Source organism: Aeromonas sp. 19NY04SH05-1 (assembly GCF_040581895.1).
In the GTDB taxonomy this organism is placed as follows: Bacteria; Pseudomonadota; Gammaproteobacteria; order Enterobacterales; family Aeromonadaceae; genus Aeromonas; species Aeromonas enteropelogenes.
Genome location: NZ_CP095328.1, coordinates 3,633,182 through 3,648,303, shown reverse-complemented (window position 1 = coordinate 3,648,303; position 15,122 = coordinate 3,633,182). Strand labels below are relative to the sequence as shown.

General features: G+C 59.8%; 16 protein-coding genes and 1 pseudogene. 10 read left to right on the top strand and 7 right to left on the bottom strand.

Annotated elements, in window-relative coordinates:
• Positions 1–101 precede the first annotated feature (101 nt).
• The 3 genes from MRK42_RS16710 to MRK42_RS16700 all read left to right on the top strand — a co-directional run bounded on the left by MRK42_RS16710 (position 102) and on the right by MRK42_RS16700 (position 3,880).
• Positions 102–1,049 carry a LysR family transcriptional regulator gene (locus MRK42_RS16710; protein WP_338611119.1) on the top strand — a complete coding sequence of 316 codons (948 nt, stop codon included), beginning with the start codon at positions 102–104 and terminating at the stop codon, positions 1,047–1,049.
• 129 nt (positions 1,050–1,178) lie between these two features.
• Positions 1,179–1,790: a LysE family translocator gene (locus tag MRK42_RS16705; RefSeq protein WP_338611118.1), complete on the top strand. Its 612-nt coding sequence runs from the start codon at positions 1,179–1,181 to the stop codon at positions 1,788–1,790.
• 218 nt (positions 1,791–2,008) lie between these two features.
• Entirely contained in the window at positions 2,009–3,880 is a 1,872-nt protein-coding gene (locus tag MRK42_RS16700; protein WP_338611117.1) for a U32 family peptidase, read from the top strand.
• A gap of 178 nt (positions 3,881–4,058) precedes the next feature.
• Here the strand turns inward: MRK42_RS16700 and MRK42_RS16695 are convergent, their stop codons facing one another.
• The 3 genes from MRK42_RS16695 to MRK42_RS16685 all read right to left on the bottom strand — a co-directional run bounded on the left by MRK42_RS16695 (position 4,059) and on the right by MRK42_RS16685 (position 6,997).
• Complete coding sequence (locus MRK42_RS16695) at positions 4,059–4,847, bottom strand: SIR2 family protein (RefSeq protein ID WP_338611116.1); 789 nt, start codon at positions 4,845–4,847, stop codon at positions 4,059–4,061.
• 126 nt (positions 4,848–4,973) lie between these two features.
• Positions 4,974–5,453 (bottom strand): methylated-DNA--[protein]-cysteine S-methyltransferase, encoded by a 480-nt coding sequence (locus tag MRK42_RS16690; protein ID WP_338611115.1) that lies wholly within the window; start codon positions 5,451–5,453, stop codon positions 4,974–4,976.
• Positions 5,450–6,997 (bottom strand): AlkA N-terminal domain-containing protein, encoded by a 1,548-nt coding sequence (locus MRK42_RS16685; RefSeq protein ID WP_338611114.1) that lies wholly within the window; start codon positions 6,995–6,997, stop codon positions 5,450–5,452. Before MRK42_RS16685 ends, MRK42_RS16690 begins: the two co-directional genes overlap by 4 nt.
• Positions 6,998–7,298: 301 nt before the next feature.
• Here MRK42_RS16685 and MRK42_RS16680 point away from each other — a divergent pair, with 301 nt between their 5' ends.
• The 6 genes and pseudogenes from MRK42_RS16680 (at position 7,299) to MRK42_RS16655 (ending at position 11,158) form a co-directional block, all read left to right on the top strand.
• Positions 7,299–7,688, top strand: coding sequence for a type IV pilin protein (locus MRK42_RS16680; RefSeq protein ID WP_052445761.1), 390 nt, complete (start codon positions 7,299–7,301; stop codon positions 7,686–7,688).
• 1 nt (position 7,689) lies between these two features.
• A complete protein-coding gene (locus MRK42_RS16675; protein WP_061476012.1) occupies positions 7,690–8,109 on the top strand; it encodes a GspH/FimT family pseudopilin in 420 nt (139 codons plus the stop codon).
• On the top strand, positions 8,109–8,507 hold the full coding sequence (locus MRK42_RS16670) for a prepilin-type N-terminal cleavage/methylation domain-containing protein (RefSeq protein WP_338612501.1): 399 nt from the start codon (positions 8,109–8,111) through the stop codon (positions 8,505–8,507). The genes MRK42_RS16675 and MRK42_RS16670 overlap by 1 nt, the downstream gene beginning before the upstream one ends.
• Positions 8,501–9,049: a prepilin-type N-terminal cleavage/methylation domain-containing protein gene (locus tag MRK42_RS16665; RefSeq protein ID WP_338611113.1), complete on the top strand. Its 549-nt coding sequence runs from the start codon at positions 8,501–8,503 to the stop codon at positions 9,047–9,049. Before MRK42_RS16670 ends, MRK42_RS16665 begins: the two co-directional genes overlap by 7 nt.
• Positions 9,046–10,665 carry a polymer-forming cytoskeletal protein gene (locus MRK42_RS16660; protein ID WP_338611112.1) on the top strand — a complete coding sequence of 540 codons (1,620 nt, stop codon included), beginning with the start codon at positions 9,046–9,048 and terminating at the stop codon, positions 10,663–10,665. The genes MRK42_RS16665 and MRK42_RS16660 overlap by 4 nt, the downstream gene beginning before the upstream one ends.
• Before the next feature lie 92 nt (positions 10,666–10,757).
• A pseudogene (locus MRK42_RS16655) lies at positions 10,758–11,158 on the top strand (glyoxalase/bleomycin resistance/dioxygenase family protein).
• A 72-nt stretch (positions 11,159–11,230) separates the two neighbouring features.
• Here MRK42_RS16655 and MRK42_RS16650 read toward each other — a convergent pair.
• The 4 genes from MRK42_RS16650 to MRK42_RS16635 form a co-directional block, all read right to left on the bottom strand.
• Positions 11,231–12,709: a carboxypeptidase M32 gene (locus MRK42_RS16650; RefSeq protein ID WP_338611111.1), complete on the bottom strand. Its 1,479-nt coding sequence runs from the start codon at positions 12,707–12,709 to the stop codon at positions 11,231–11,233.
• A gap of 106 nt (positions 12,710–12,815) precedes the next feature.
• Positions 12,816–13,397, bottom strand: coding sequence for a DNA endonuclease SmrA (gene smrA, locus MRK42_RS16645; RefSeq protein WP_338611110.1), 582 nt, complete (start codon positions 13,395–13,397; stop codon positions 12,816–12,818).
• A gap of 99 nt (positions 13,398–13,496) precedes the next feature.
• Positions 13,497–13,667 carry a DUF3149 domain-containing protein gene (locus MRK42_RS16640; RefSeq protein WP_082037553.1) on the bottom strand — a complete coding sequence of 57 codons (171 nt, stop codon included), beginning with the start codon at positions 13,665–13,667 and terminating at the stop codon, positions 13,497–13,499.
• 121 nt (positions 13,668–13,788) lie between these two features.
• Positions 13,789–14,679 (bottom strand): TraB/GumN family protein, encoded by an 891-nt coding sequence (locus tag MRK42_RS16635; RefSeq protein ID WP_338611109.1) that lies wholly within the window; start codon positions 14,677–14,679, stop codon positions 13,789–13,791.
• Between the two features lie 87 nt (positions 14,680–14,766).
• Here MRK42_RS16635 and MRK42_RS16630 point away from each other — a divergent pair, with 87 nt between their 5' ends.
• Positions 14,767–15,099: a DUF1904 family protein gene (locus MRK42_RS16630; protein WP_338611108.1), complete on the top strand. Its 333-nt coding sequence runs from the start codon at positions 14,767–14,769 to the stop codon at positions 15,097–15,099.
• The last annotated feature ends 23 nt before the right edge of the window (positions 15,100–15,122 follow it).

The window sequence follows — 15,122 nt, the reverse complement described above, 5'->3', positions numbered from 1 at the left end:
GGGAGGATGTGGCAATGGGCCGCAAAACAAGGGAAATTTCGCTTAAAGGGAAGGACTTGCCTGCCCTAAGATAGGGCTTTCTCCCTCGACGAGGCGACACTTTGCTCAAAGCCAATTTCAACCTGTTGCCTACCCTCAAGGTGCTGCTGGAGACTCGCAACATCAGTCGGGCGGCGGAGCTGCTGCACCTGAGCCAGCCTTCTATCAGCAAGCAACTTGCCTTGCTGCGCAGCGAGTTTGGTGACGAGCTGCTGGTGCGGGAGGGACAACGTTGGCTGCTGACGCCGCGGGCCGAAAGCCTGGCCGCCGAGCTGGCGGACTCTCTCAGTGCGTTAGAGCGGCTCTATGAGCCGCCCGGATTCGAGCCCGGCCGCTGTGAACGAGTGTTCCGGCTCGCCTCGTCCGATTACGTGGCCCAGCATATCCTGCCCGATATCTGCGCAGCGCTCGCCAAAGAGGCTCCGTTGGCAGCGCTCGAGTACAGCCTGTGGGACAAATGCCAACTGCCACAGTTGTGGCAATCACAGCTTGACCTGGTCTCCACCATCACAGAGCAGGTGCCGGATCAGATCCGCGGTCTGCATCAGGGGGAGGATCGGTTGGTGGTGTTGATGGGCCGCCGGCATCCGCTGGCGGACCGTTGCCTGACACTCGATGATTACCTCGCCTGGCCACACCTGCAGGTGAGCGGCGGCGGTGACAAGGACAGCCCGGTGGAGCAGGTGCTGGCGCCACAGTGCCTCTCCCGGCGCTGGTTTGCCCGGGTGCCCTTCTTTCAGGCGGCGGTGGAGGTATTGCTGCGCACCGACTGCCTGATGACCACACCCGCTCATATCGCCTGGCAACTCTCCTGCAATAACGAGCTCGCCTTTGTGGATCTCCCCTTTTCGACTCGCACCCAGCACTATCATCTGCTGTGGCATCAGCGCCACCATCAGGACCCGGCCCATCGCTGGTTTCGCGAGCTGGCCTATCCCTTCCTGCGGGACCACTTGCAAGGCACAGTGGCCGAGAGTCGCAAGGTGCTGGCTCAGACCCAGACCCGTTAGTGTCAGTCGGTTATGCCACAGCATAGCCAATGGTTATGGGATCTATTCATAACTTTCACTTCTGGCATAGCCATGCACCCCTTACCCTGAATCCAGTTACAACATATTCAGGGTGAGGGTAAACACAAAATGGAACTGACGAGTTGGCTGGCATTGGCCGCAATCTGCGTGATGGGGGCCATCAGCCCGGGGCCGAGTCTGGCGTTGATCATTCGCAATACTGTGCAGGGAGGGCAGGGCCACGGGGTGGCGACCGCGTTGGGCCACGGTCTCGGGGTGGGCATCTACGCGCTTATCACGGCACTCGGTCTGTCGCTGCTGATCACCGAGACCCCCTTGATGTTTGATCTCATCCGCTACGGTGGCGCCGTATTTCTCGCCTGGCTCGGGGTCAAGGCGCTGTTGGCCAAACCTGTCAGTGGCGAGTCGCGTGAAGAGGAGATGCACCAGCTGCGCGGTCGTCAGGGGGCGTTCGAGGGCTTTATGGTGGCCTTTCTCAACCCCCAGCTCGCCATCTTCTTTATCGCCCTGTTCAGCCAGTTTGTGCACGCCGATACCGGCTGGTATGAGGGGAGCATCATGATGCTCACCGCTGGCGGTATCGACGCGCTCTGGTATGTGCTGGTGGCGTTGGTACTCTCCCGTGGCCCTGTGCTGGCCTGGCTCAAAGCCAAATCGTTCGTCATCGATAAGGTCAGTGGTCTAGTGCTGCTGGGGCTGGCGCTCAAGGTGGTGATTTAGCATCAATATCAGCTGACCGCCCTTCTCCTTGGCTGGGGGCGGTTGATAAGGGCAGCCTGCCGTAAAGTAGGAGAGGGAATTTCCCTTGCCAAGGGAGAAGGGCCCCGTGCGGCAGCTCTAATCCTGTATTTCGCAGTGATCTTAAGCGGGATCAAGGCAATCCGGGTGGCAATGGCCTAGAGTGGCGACCATTTGCTGTCCGCCCTGATCCCGAGACCATGCACCAGAACAAGCACTCCTTAAGTCACAACAACCGGTTGGAGCTACTGGCTCCGGCCAAGAACCTCGCCTATGGCATCGAAGCCATCAATCACGGCGCCGATGCCGTCTACATGGGCGGACCCGCCTTTGGCGCCCGCAGCGCGGCGGGCAACAGCATAGAGGATATCGAAGCGCTGGCGCGTCATGCCCACCGTTTCGGAGCCCAGGTTTTCGTTGCCTTCAATACCTTGCTGCATGACAGCGAGCTGGAGCAGGCCCGGCGCCTGGCCCACCAGATTTATGAAGCGGGGGCCGATGCACTTATCGTGCAGGACATGGGGTTGCTGGCGCTCGATCTCCCGCCCATCGCGCTCCATGCCAGTACCCAGACAGACAACCGCACCCCGGAGAAGGTGAAGTTCTTGCAGGATGTGGGCTTCTCCCAGGTGGTGCTGGCGCGTGAGCTGTCGCTTGCGCAGATCCGCGAGATCAGTGCGGCCACCAATGTGCAACTGGAGTTTTTTATCCACGGGGCGCTCTGCGTCTCCTACAGCGGCCAGTGCAACATCAGCCACGCTCGCACCGGCCGCAGCGCCAACCGCGGCGAGTGTGCCCAGCTCTGCCGGCTGCCCTGTTCGCTGCAAAAGCCGGATGGGGAAGTGCTGGTGGCCGACAGCCACCTGCTCTCCCTCAAGGACATGGATCAAACCGACAACCTGGAAGCGCTGATCGAAGCGGGGATCCGCTCCTTCAAGATCGAGGGGCGCCTCAAGGGGCTCGACTACGTCAAGAACGTCACCGCCTGGTATCGCCAGAAGCTCGACGCCATTCTGGAGCGCCGCAGTGATCTGGTGGCCTCCTCGGCCGGCCGTTGCAGCTACAGCTTCACACCGGATCCGAAAAAGAGCTTCAACCGCGGCAGCACCGACTATTTCCTCCATGGTCGCCAACAGGGGATTGACTCCACCCGCAGCCCGAAATATGTGGGCGAGCCGCTGGGGCGAGTTACCAGAGTCACCCGAGATGGCATCGAGATCGACGGCAAGCCCGTGACCCTCAACAACGGCGACGGTCTCGGCTTCTTCAAGCCGAACAACGAGTTGGTGGGGATGCGCCTCAACAAGGTCGAAGAGAAGGCGCAGAGTAAGCTGTTACTCCTGTCAGAGCGCATGCCAGGGCTGAAAGTTGGCACCGAGATCTATCGCAACCACGATCAGGCATTCAGCAAGATGCTGGAAAAGGCGAGCGCGGATCGCCGTATCCGGGTCGATATGCAGCTATCCGAGTGCGATGAAGGGATCCGGCTTGAATTGACCGACGAGCAGGGCATCAGCGCCGCCGTCACGCTCCCCTGTGACAAGCAGCTGGCCGACAACCCGGAGCGGGCGTTGCAACAGGCGCGTGACCAGCTTGGTAAACTTGGTAATACCCTGTTTGTGGCGCGCAAGATTGAGTTGGTGTTTACTCACCCGCTATTCGTTGCCGCATCACAACTCAACGCTTTGCGCCGGGACGGTATCGCCGCGCTGGAAGCTGCGCGCCTGGCCAGTTACCAGCGTCCCGAGCGACGCATCGCCTTGCGCGATGTCAACTATCCCCAGCACCGTCTCTCCTACCTTGGCAACGTGCTGAACAGTGCGGCCGAGCAGTTCTTCCGCGAGCACGGGGTGGAGCGCATCGCACCGGCCTATGAGGCGAACAAGGAGGAAGGGGAAGTGGTGCTGATGATCACCAAGCACTGCATTCGCTACAGCCAGAACCTCTGCCCGAACGAGGTGCCTGGCCTCAAGGCCGAACCACTGGCGCTAAAGATGGGCAAGGATACCTTCCGCCTGCGCTTTGACTGCCGGCGCTGCGAAATGCATGTAATGGGAAGTCTGAAGCGTTGAAGATGTCTCCCCTTTTCCTTAATGGAAAGGGGGGGCTATCTTGGTAAATCTCTGCACCTGTTAACATTATTTAGTTATATATGAGGCGAGTTATTATGTTATTTACTAATTTAAATATCGTTAATGGTTAAAAACGATGTAGGTGGGTTACATTTAAAATGCTGGCTGTGATTCTTAACTATTGAAATTTACTCAGAAACTCTTCCAATGCCTCTCCTGGATTTTCTTTCCCAGAAGAAATCATGCTGATGCCCCACTGCTCAAGCACAGCTTCTTGTACCGGGTTCGGTTTTGCTGAGAAAATATAAGATTTGGGTTGTGCATCGCCTGCTTGATTGGCTTTCCATAACTTGGATAGCTTATAAAATAAAAGTCGCAGGTTGATATCTGCCAAACCATATCCAATAAAAAGCACAGATTTACCTAAAACATCTGAACGAAGTTTTATATCAAGCGGTGTTTCGAATTCAAGCCGCTCAAAATAGCTCGTTTCATCAATAACAATCGACTTATCATCATCGAAATCACCATGAAACTTTACCACCTGTATATTGCCGCTTTTGATTCTTGTAAAGTCTGACACCGAGGCTATTTTAGTAAATGGCTTGTTATAATAGGCAAGGGCATTCTCAATCCATCTATCATAGTTGGTTGTGTATATTATGGGAAAATTGGCTTTGGCAATATACTCGTGCACTTTTGAGTTTGAAATATCAATCTCAGGGGAGTGCCAAATTCTATCCATCCAGCTTCTTAAAGGGCCAATACTTCCTTTCTTTAAACGATAGTACTCTGCCAGTGCATAATGATCGCCAAAAGATCTATATATTTCTGGTTCATAATCCAGATCCTTGGCTATTTTGTCGATCAGAGTGGACCATGATGGAAGACCAAGGTTCATAGACACGCCTGCACCAACAAAAAGAATCACATTTCCCTGTCTGTAGGCAGATAATAGTTGTTCCATATTTAATATCTCCTCAATAAATATGGATCTACAACTATACCTATTTCAGGGACTTGCATGAAGTCGTAAATGTAAAGTGGATATCTATTTATGATAGACAGGGTCTATGGTTAGCTAGATATCACACTATTTAACCTTAATATTTTCCAGTTGCAGCAAGGCTTTTTTAATTTCCAATCCTCCTGCATAGCCGGTCAGGCCGCCATTCTGGCCGATCACCCGATGGCAGGGGACGATAATCGAGAGCGGATTGCGACCGTTGGCGGCGCCCACTGCCCGCATCGCATTTGGTTTGCCAATGGCGCGAGCGATATCGCCGTAGCTGCGGGTCTCGCCGTAGGGAATGTCGCACAACGCTTGCCATACAGCCTGCTGAAACTCGGTACCGCTGGCGGCGAGCGGCAGGGTAAAGCGCTGCAGGCGACCGGCAAAATAGGCCTCGAATTCGGCAAGATAGGGGGCGAGCGCCTCGCCATCTTGCTGCCAACCGCTCATATCGGGCAGCGCTCGCAGGCCTGCTACAAAGTCCACGTGCACCAGGCCGCGCTCATTGATGGCGATCAACAGATCGCCGCAGTGGGTTGGCAGAATATCGTAGCGGATCATGGGGTTATCTCCTTGTGTTCGTTGTTTTCGGTGTTTTCGCCCGGGTGGGCTGGGTCAATCAGCTGCGCCGGCGCTTCACTCATGGCGTGCCACAGCCAGCTGGCGGCGTACGCTCGCCACGGTTGCCACGCCTCGCTTTGTGCCAGGACCTCTTTCACCGGCAATTTGATGCCGCCTCCCAGTGCTTTTTGCAGCACCAGATCGGAGGCAGGGAAGGCGTCCGTGTCCAGCCCGCAGCGCAGCCGCCAGTAGGCGACCGTCCAGGGGCCTATGCCAGGCAGCGCCAGCAGTTGCTCGTCGCTGGCACTGACGAGGGAGAGTTCGCCGCTCGCGATGGCGGTGGCCAGTCCCTGCAGCGTGCGAATGCGGCTGCCGGGCATGCCGATGCCATCGAGATCAAGCTCGCACAACTGGGCTGGCGTGGGCAGCTGAGCCACTCCGAATTGCGCCCCGGTACGCGCCACCAACCGTCCCAGTATGGTGATGGCGCCTTTGACCGATACCTGCTGGCCGACGATAGCGCGCAGCATCACCTCGTACTCATCCCAGCCGCCTGGCAGCCTCACACCAGGCCAGCGCGCCTGCAGGCGCGCCATCAGCGGATCTTGTCCGAGTTGCTCGCCGATGCGCTGCATGTCGGCATCGAGATCCCACATCCGGCGCACGCGATACAGGAGATCAGGGAGTGCTGCGGGTGGCAGATCCTGCACGGTGAGCGTCAGGCTGTGCCCCTTGCCTTGTGTGATGCGCACCAGACCACTCTGATCGCCGACACTGTGGCGCCGCTCATACACCTCACCATCCACCCGCTCCAGCCCTGGGATCGCCCGCAGCCGGTAGAAGGCGAGCATGGCCGCCACATCAAACGGGGGCCGATACGGCAGCTGCAACGTTAGCGTTGCACCGCGATCATCTGGCAGTTTGTTGTTAGCCAACCCCCCCTGGTCCTCTCGCTGGCGCAGGGCGCGCGGCGCCAGGCCATACGCCTGCAGCCAGGCGTCGTTGAAGCGGCGAATGCTCGAAAAGCCCGCGGTAAATGCGATGTCCGTGATGGAGAGTTGCGTCTCCGTCAGCAGCCGTTTTGCGAGCAGCAGGCGACGCGTCTGCTCCACCTGTTTTGGCGACGCACCGAGGTGCTGCCTGAATTCGCGGCGCAGCGTGCGCTCACTGATGCCTGCTTGTTCGGCAAGTGCGGCGAGCGAGCCATCCGCCAGCTCACCGCGCTCGATCCGCGCCAGCAAACGGGCGAGCGCATGGGGCAGATCGCCGCGGGCTGCGGGGGCGAGCTCGGGGCGACAGCGCAGGCATGGGCGCAAGCCATATTGTTCGGCGGCAGCGGCACTTGGGAAGTAGCGCACATTGTGTTCGTGCGGCGGCCTGGCCGGGCAGACGGGGCGGCAGTAGATGCCGGTGGAGATGACACCGGTAAAGAAGCGGCCATCGAAGCGTGCATCGCGGGCAAGTCGCGCGGCGTGGCATTGCTCTCGGCTGAGGCCGTGGAGTGTCTCTTCCTGCAGATGGTCGTAGCTGGGTGACTGGGTCATGGCATGGCGGCTCGGTACGGGAGACATGATGAGAGAGTAAGGGGGCGAGGGGGCAGTGACTAGCCAGAAACGGACAGGGATAGCAAAAAAGCACGCATGAGCCCCTCGACATGAGTGGTACGCACAATAGGATTCATTTGCGTAAAAATTAATAACCGATCACATATTCATCAAATAGTCATTGCCTGGTGGGACTCGATACTGTCCAATCTAAATGGTTTTTTCTCTTTGATTATTAAGTATTGCCAATACGCAGCTAACTTACTGATATAACACAATAACCACTTGCCAAGGACGATAAGTGAAATATCTTTCTGAAGGGGCCCGTGTCCGGGGCTTCAGCTTGACCGAACTGCTGATCACCATGACGGTAGTCAGCATCCTCGCCGCCATCGCGCTGCCCACCTATCGCGACTATCTGGAGAAAGGGCGGCGCTATGAAGCGCAGCAATTGATGATGGAGCAGGCGCTTGCACTCGAGCGCATCTTCACTGAGCAGGGCCGCTATCCCGTGCAATTCACGCTCCCTGCGAACTCCGATTTTTATCAGTTCAGCTACAGCCAGCTGGCGCAGTACACCTATCTGCTCAAGGCGACACCGACTCGTCTGCAAAAGGACAGTTGCGGTACCTTGACGCTGGATCACACCGGATATCGCGCCGCTGCGCGCAGCGATTGCTGGGGGTCATGAGATGAAGATACGAGGCTTTACCCTGATCGAGTTGATGGTGGCAGTGGTGATCGCGGCCATCCTGCTGCTGGTCGGTATTCCCTCCCTGAGCGAACGACTCGCCGCCGAGCGGCTGGAGCGCTCCACCGGGGAGCTCGCCTCCGCCTACCGTTTCGCGCGCAGTGAGGCGGTGAAGCTGACACTGCCCGTGGTGCTGCAAGGCACGCAGAACGGGGGCTGGGAGGTAACGGCAGACAGCAAGCTGCTCAGGCAGGCTGCCGCCCCCGGCGGAGGCGTGAGCATCTCGCCGTTTGCTCCCATCACCATAGCGCCGACCGGCAGCAGCGCGCAGGCCGAGATCACCCTGGCCAATCGCCTCGGCGAGCAGCGCGTGCTCTGCATCGCCCCAAGCGGTCAGCTGCTGCACGGGAGCTGTTCGTGATGAACTGGCAACCCGGTGCCATGGGGCGTCAGCAGGGGTTCAATCTGGTGGAGATCATGGTCTCCATGGTACTCGCGGTGATGGTATTTCTCGGGCTGGCCAAGGGACAGGTGGTGTCGCTCAAACAGGCGCACTACAGCCTGCAGACGACTCTGGCCACCATAGCGGCGAGCAACGGCGTGGAGCAGATTTGGGGCACTCTGTGCGAAGTGCAGCGCACGCCCGAGCGTTTCTCCGATGCTGACTATCTCGCCCGTTTCGCCCTGCAGCCGGCGCAGCGCCTGCTGTTGCCTGCACGTTACAGCGACAACCTCGTGGTGACCATAGAGTGGAATGATGGACGGGTCTCCGGTGCCAGGCAGGTGGCGTTGAATGCCGGATTCCCCCCCCTATGTTGAGTACCATGCACAGGCAGCGCGGGGTCAGCCTGGTGGAGCTGATGATCGCCATGGTACTCGGCCTGCTGTTGATGCTGGCGGTCTTTGCCGGCTATGCCCCCATCAAACGCACAGTGGCCCAGAGCAAGGCGCTGGAGCAGGCGAGCGAGGTGCTGCGCTTTGCCACCCTCACCTTCACCAGCAGCATCAAGCAGGCGGATCGACTGATCGCCGTCACCCCGGATCGGCTGACGTTGGGGTTCAGGGTGGAAGGGGGCGCCGAGGTGCTCTCCTGCCTTGGCAATCGCAAGACCACCGACTTTACCGAGCAGTACCGATTCACGCCGCCCGTGCTCAGTTGTGACGACGGTGAAGGGGCTCGTCTGCTGGTGACCGGGCTCAAGGAGCTGGAATTTGGCGAGCAAGGGTCGCTGGTCACCATCCGCATCCTGCCGGAAGGCTTGCCAGCCTATCTGGCCCCCGGGGTGACGGTACAGGTGGCGCGACGCAAGGCCATCTGGGATGCCGCACTGGCTGGTCAGGCCGCAGGAGGAGCGGGATGAACAAGGGATTGCAACGACAGCGGGGGGCCGTGTTGCTGGTAGTGCTGGTGCTCAGCCTGCTCTCGAGCCTGCTGGTGCTGACCAGCATCCAGGACAACCAGATACAGACCCGGCTCAGCGGCAATTTTCACAAGAAGATCAATGCCCAGCTCAGTGCCGAACAGGGGATGAACGAGAGTTACCGAGCCTTGCGAACCACTCTGGTGGGGACGCCACGCAGCGAGTGGGCCGCGCTGATCCGGGCCATACCCGATCGGGGTAACGGGGTACAGGATGGCAGCCACTATCAAATCGCCAAACCGGCGCAGGCGGTGGCAGATACCCTGGCGCTCTATAGCAGTGGCCATTTTCTGGAGGGGAGCGCCGGCCTCAATGCCCTGTTTTCCCTCAGGCGCCAGCCCGGCAACCTGATCTTCCAGGATTCGGTGGTCGCCTGCGAGGGGCTTAGCCTCTCCGGCAGTGGGCTTATCGACAGTTATGATTCGCGCAAGGGCAGCTATGGTGGCAGCAATGTCAACCAGAATGCCAGCGTGGCGACGGTCAGCGACCAGGCCAATGTGGTGCTCGATGGCCACTCGCCCATCTGGGGCGATGTGCGGGCGACCGGCTCGGTTACCCTCAATGGCTCGTCCCCTGTCTCCGGCAGCCTGGCCGCGGGGGGCGATATCACTATCTCCCCGTCCTCCGACAAGATAGTGCGGGTGGATGGCAACCTGCAGGGGGGCGGCAACCTCACCCTGCAAGGAGGACGGATAACCGGTTCGGTGGCGATGAACGGCAACGTGGCCATGGGCTGGGGCACCAGCATCGACAGCGGCCAGCTCAACTATGGCGGGATGGGCACGTTCAACGACGCGGCGAACCAGAAGTATCTGGAGCCCCAATATCGCCAGCATCCCAAGCTGCCGCCAGTGGCGGGTCAGGTGTGTGATCCCCTCAACGTGACGGCGCTCGCCGGCTCTCCCCAGTTCGCCAACCTGCCCATCAATGGTGCCCTGACCCTGGGGTCGACCCAGCAGATGGTGCTGACCGAGAGTCCCGCCACTGGCTCTGTCTCCAGCACCAACCAGCACAAGCCGTCACTGCCCTTCCCGGGCAAGGGGGAGGTTTTTGGCAAGGAGCAGACCCTCTACCGGCTGGACAGCCTCAACATGGGGGCCGATGCGGCGCTGACTATCCAGGGGGACGTGGTACTGGTAATTGACCGGGACTTCACCATGAGCGGCAGCAACAGGTTGACGGTGGCCGAGGGTAGCAGCCTGACCCTGATCGTCGGCGGCAAGGTCGAGTTGGGGGCGGGGGCCGAGGTGAGCGCAGCCAAACAGGGGCTCACCACAGGGGGCACCCCGGCCATCTCCCTCTATTCGGCCTACAGCGGTAAGGACGGGGTCAAACTGTCGGGCAACACGCCGCTCTATGCCGCTCTCTATGCTCCTCTGACCGAGATGAGCATCAGCGGCAGTGGCGGGCTGTATGGCGCGGTGCGCGCCAAATATCTGAACGAGAGCGGCGCTGGCGGCGTGCACTATGACGAGGCGCTCGGACTGGCGGATCTTGGCGCGGAACTTGGGCCTGCCCCCGTGCTGGCGCTGAAGCAGTGGCATTTTGTGCACTAGCAACAAGGCATCCGCACCGGCTTCAACGAAAAGGTCGAACCGGGCCGGCAACTGTGACAAGCTGGGATCCTGACACACAAGGAGGATTGCCCATGCCTGGTCCTGCCCGTGCCGGCGCCCTGATCTATGCCAAAGATCTTGGTTTGCTGACCCACTTTTATCGAACCTTGTTGCAGATGGATCTTCTCAGCCAGGATGAGCAGCTGGTGGTGCTGGAGAACGGCGATTTCAGCTGCTGCTCCACACTATCCCGGAGCCCTATGCAGGCCAGGTCGTGGTCACCCAGCCCCCCGAGCTGAGAGAGCGTAGTGCCATCAAGCTGTTCTTTACCGTGCCGAGTCTCGCCTGGGCGGAGGCAAAAGCAGCCGATCTCGGCGGTGGCCTGTTGCCGCAGCAGTGGTCAGGCCCCGGCTTCGTGCTGCGTAATGCCTTTGATCCGGAAGGCAACATCCTGCAGTTGCGGGAGTTTCTCGGGGCCCCCGAGTCACACTGAATCCGCCAGGCGTGCGATAAAAAAACGGGGCAGCCAGGCTGCCCCGTTTTTTCATGTCACAGTGTCAGGCCATCACTTCAGATAGCGCAGTTCCAGATGCTGGCGCAGCCAGTGCGGGTTCAGCGCTTCGCCGGTGGCGCGGCGCACCAGCTCGTCTGTGTCATGAAGGCTCCCCTGGGACCAGATATGGCGGCCGAGCCAGGTGAAGATCTCCGGCAGACGGCCCGCCTCAAGAAGGTTGCTCATGCTGCCCAGCTCCTTCTCCAGCGCGAAACGCAATTGCGCCGCATACATGGCGCCGAGCGTATAGCTCGGGAAGTAGCCGAACGAGCCGTCGGTCCAGTGAATATCCTGCATACAGCCGTTCTGGTAGTTGCCCTTGGTAGAGAGGCCCAGCCACTGCTGCATCTTGGCATCCCACAGCTCGGGGATGTCCGCCACCTCGATGCGACCTTCCATCAGGTCGCGCTCCAGCTCGTAGCGCAGGATCACATGCGCCGGATAGGTCACTTCGTCCGCATCGACCCGGATAAAGCCGGGCTCGACCCGGTTATAGAGCTTGGCCAGATTGGCCGGGGCAAAGGCCGGCTGCTCGCCAAAGTGGGTGCGAATGCGTGGTGCCAGGAGCGCGAGGAAGGCGGGATCATGGCCCAGCTGCATCTCGCAAAACAGGCTCTGGCTCTCGTGAATGCCCATGGATCGCGCCTCGGCCACCGGCTGGCCCAGCAAGTGGCGCGGCAGCCCCTGCTCGTAACGAGCGTGACCGGTCTCGTGCACTATACCCATCAGGCTGGAGACAAACTCCTGCTCATTGTAGCGGGTGGTGATGCGCACATCGGTCGGCACTCCGCCGCAAAACGGATGGTTGCTCACATCGAGGCGGCCGTGGGCAAAATCGAAACCGAGCAGTCCCATTACCTCCTGGCCGAGCGCCTGCTGGCTGGCGATGGGGAAGGGGCCTTGCGGGATCAGGATGGTTTCGCTCTTTTGCTGCTCGCTCACCCGCTGGATGAGGGAGGGGAGCCAGCTGGCGAGATCGCCGAAGATCTCGTCGAGCCGGGCGCTGGTCATGCCGGGCTCGTAGAGCGCCAGCATGGCGTCGTAAGGGCGCACCCCGAGGGCCTCTGCACGCAAGGAGGCGACCTCCCGCGACAGTTTCACGACTTCTGCGAGATTAGGGGCAAAACCGGCCCAGTCGTTGTTTTTGCGCTGGCTGCGCCAGGCGTGTTCGCACTTGCTGCCGGCCAGCGACAGCGCCTCCACCAGCTCGCCGGGCAAGAGGCTGGCGTCCTGCCACTGGCGCTTGAGCTCGCGCAAGTTGGCGCGCTGCACTTCATCCAGCGCTTCCGTTTCAGCCTTGGCAATCCAGTCGCCGAGCTCGGGAGCGGTACGCTTGTGGTGGATCAGCAGACCGAGTTCCGCCATGGCTTCGGCGCGGGCCTCATTGCCCCCCTCCGGCATCATGGCAGCCTGATCCCAGCCGCAGATGGCCGAGAGGTGGGAGAAGCGGTGCAGCTGTTGCTGATGTTGTTCAATTTTTTGATATGACATGGGATTGTCCTTGTTATCGTCCCTGATGCTATGCACCCCGTACCTGGCATGATCGGGGTCGCTCGATGCTATCACTGCCATGACGCCCTGCGCCATGTTTGCCGGGTCAGCCGAGGCGCTTCTGGTGATGTTCGCGGTTTTCCGCCTTCTTGCGCTCGCTCTTTCGCAGCAGCACATAGAGGGCGCCGCTGCCGCCGTGACGACGTTCGGCGCTGTGGATGGCCATCACTGCCGGCAATTGCGGCAGCCAGGCGCTCACATAGCTTTTGAGCAGGGCGCGTGGCGTGCTGCGCTCCCCCTTGCCGTGCAGGATCAGCAGGCAACGGATGTCCCGCTGCTCGCAATCCTGAATGAATTGCACCAGAGTCTGGCGCGCCTCGTTGAGGGTCTTCTGGTGCAGATCCAGGCTCGCCTGCAACTCGTATTTGCCGAGCCGCAGTTTCTTGTAGACCCCCTCCTGTACGCCGTCGCGCTTGAAGCCGACGATCTCGTGGGGATCGCGCATCTCGATCGCCTCCATGGTGAGGTGATCGAGCTCGAGCTGCTGTGCAGTGGCGGCCTGGCGGCGGGCCAACTGGGCTTCGGTCGGGGTGGGTTTGCCCACTTGGGGATGGATATGATCGCTGCGAATGGGCCTGACATCGGCCACTTCATTCAGAAATAGCGAGAGTTCGTCGTTATGAGACACGGCAGGCTCCCCATCAGAAAAAGTGGGAGCCATTATAGCGGCGAGAAGCGGGACGGAAAACGGGACAGGCGGTCAGACGGGGCCGGCCGCCCTGGGTTGTTACGACTCGTTGTGATGGGGCTGCTGCTCTCCCTTGGGCGGCTGCGACTTCATCACCTTGTAGATGAAGTAGGCCGCATAAGAGCTGATCAGCAAGAAGGTACCGATCACCACCAGCATGGACATCAGCCCCACGCTGTTGCCAAACATCAGATCCAGCCAAAAATCCATTTTGTTGCTCCTGTCACCCGATTGATGACAGGCATGATAAATACCTCTTTATCCGTAGGGAGATGATCCCGATCAACTCAGTGGATGGTTATTAAACATCCACGCCGATTTGTGATCGTTCTCACTGGGCTCCTTGCGTCATGGTTGGCTGGGTCAGCGGTGTGATGCGCCACCCTTGTTGCTCCAGCTGGGCCAGCAGCCCCTGTTCGCCGTAAAGATGCAGGGCGCCTACCACAATGAAGCTTTCGTTCGGCAGGCTCGGCCATTTTTTCAGCCAGTTGCGGTTGCGCTCCGCCAGCAGGGTCTGCTCCATCCAGCTCTGCAGGGCGGGGGGAGCCATCTCCTCCTTGAGCAGATTGATGAGGGTGGCTTCGTCCCCCTGTTGCCACGCCTTCATCACGGCGGTAAAGGCATTCTCCAGCATGGGCAGCTCGTCCAGGGTGCTGGCCAGCATCAGGGTCTGGTTGTCACCGACGCTGGCGAGATAACCGAGCTGTTCCAGCAGGGTTTCGAAGCCGACGACGGGTTTGCCCTCTTTGGCGGCCAATCCCGCAAAGTGCTGATCGATGCCGAGTTGGCTGTCAAAGCCGGTTTTGGCCATGGCCGCCTGGGTGAGGGTAATGGCGGCAAACCAAGGGCGCAGTGGCGAGAGGGTCGCCTCATCCAGACCATAGCGGATCCCCGCCATCAGGGTGCGCTGGTAGAGCTCGGCAGGCAGGTACTCCTTGAGGCTCTTGCCATCGTTGAGCTGGGTGAGAGACGCCATCCCCTGCCACTGCTCCTGGCTGATGCTGTTCATGTCGACTTCCATCACCAGGGCGCGACTCTGCTGCCAGGCGCGCTCGACGGGCTCGGGCAACGGATAGAGCGTGGGCTTGCCCGCATGAATGGAGCCCATCAGCCAATGCTGCTCATCACCCTTGCTGACCCGGTAGAAAGCGGGATCGGCAAAGGCCGTCAGCGGCAGCAGCAGACAGAGCAGGAAGGAAAACAGTGTGCGGTGAAATTTCATGGGGCGCCTTATGTGTGTAGGGTGGCTTCTCTTCATGACTATAAACCCTATGATAAGACCTCCATTCAGATAACCAAGAGGTTTGCCATGCCCCATCTTCGTTTTCGTGCCATTTCCCTCGACACTCTGCAGCAGATCAGTGGTCCACTGCTGGCCGAGATCTGCACCCTGACCGGCGGCAAGCCGGAGTTTGTCACTATGGAGCTGATCGACAGCTGTCAGGTGCGCAATGGCGCGGTGGAGACGGGCTCACCCTTCGTCGAGTTGCACTGGTTCGAGCGACCACAAGCGATGCAGGACGCGGCAGCCGGGCTCATCACCCGTCACCTGAAGGCTGCATTGGGGGAGCAGACCTATGTGGTGGTGCAGGTGATCCCCATGGTGAAAAGCGCCTACTACAGCAACGGCGAGCACTACTGATCGAGACGACGGTGCGCGTCGTG

What these genes read in the sequence shown, in the direction of transcription:
- MRK42_RS16705 (WP_338611118.1), top strand. Translation starts at nt 1,179, where the DNA reads ATGGAACTGACGAGTTGGCTGGCATTGGCCGCAATCTGCGTGATGGGG.
- MRK42_RS16700 (WP_338611117.1), top strand. Translation starts at nt 2,009, where the DNA reads ATGCACCAGAACAAGCACTCCTTAAGTCACAACAACCGGTTGGAGCTA.
- MRK42_RS16695 (WP_338611116.1), bottom strand. Translation starts at nt 4,847, where the DNA reads ATGGAACAACTATTATCTGCCTACAGACAGGGAAATGTGATTCTTTTT.
- MRK42_RS16690 (WP_338611115.1), bottom strand. Translation starts at nt 5,453, where the DNA reads ATGATCCGCTACGATATTCTGCCAACCCACTGCGGCGATCTGTTGATC.
- MRK42_RS16685 (WP_338611114.1), bottom strand. Translation starts at nt 6,997, where the DNA reads ATGACCCAGTCACCCAGCTACGACCATCTGCAGGAAGAGACACTCCAC.
- MRK42_RS16675 (WP_061476012.1), top strand. Translation starts at nt 7,690, where the DNA reads ATGAAGATACGAGGCTTTACCCTGATCGAGTTGATGGTGGCAGTGGTG.
- MRK42_RS16670 (WP_338612501.1), top strand. Translation starts at nt 8,109, where the DNA reads ATGAACTGGCAACCCGGTGCCATGGGGCGTCAGCAGGGGTTCAATCTG.
- MRK42_RS16665 (WP_338611113.1), top strand. Translation starts at nt 8,501, where the DNA reads ATGTTGAGTACCATGCACAGGCAGCGCGGGGTCAGCCTGGTGGAGCTG.
- MRK42_RS16660 (WP_338611112.1), top strand. Translation starts at nt 9,046, where the DNA reads ATGAACAAGGGATTGCAACGACAGCGGGGGGCCGTGTTGCTGGTAGTG.
- MRK42_RS16650 (WP_338611111.1), bottom strand. Translation starts at nt 12,709, where the DNA reads ATGTCATATCAAAAAATTGAACAACATCAGCAACAGCTGCACCGCTTC.
- MRK42_RS16640 (WP_082037553.1), bottom strand. Translation starts at nt 13,667, where the DNA reads ATGGATTTTTGGCTGGATCTGATGTTTGGCAACAGCGTGGGGCTGATG.
- MRK42_RS16635 (WP_338611109.1), bottom strand. Translation starts at nt 14,679, where the DNA reads ATGAAATTTCACCGCACACTGTTTTCCTTCCTGCTCTGTCTGCTGCTG.
- MRK42_RS16630 (WP_338611108.1), top strand. Translation starts at nt 14,767, where the DNA reads ATGCCCCATCTTCGTTTTCGTGCCATTTCCCTCGACACTCTGCAGCAG.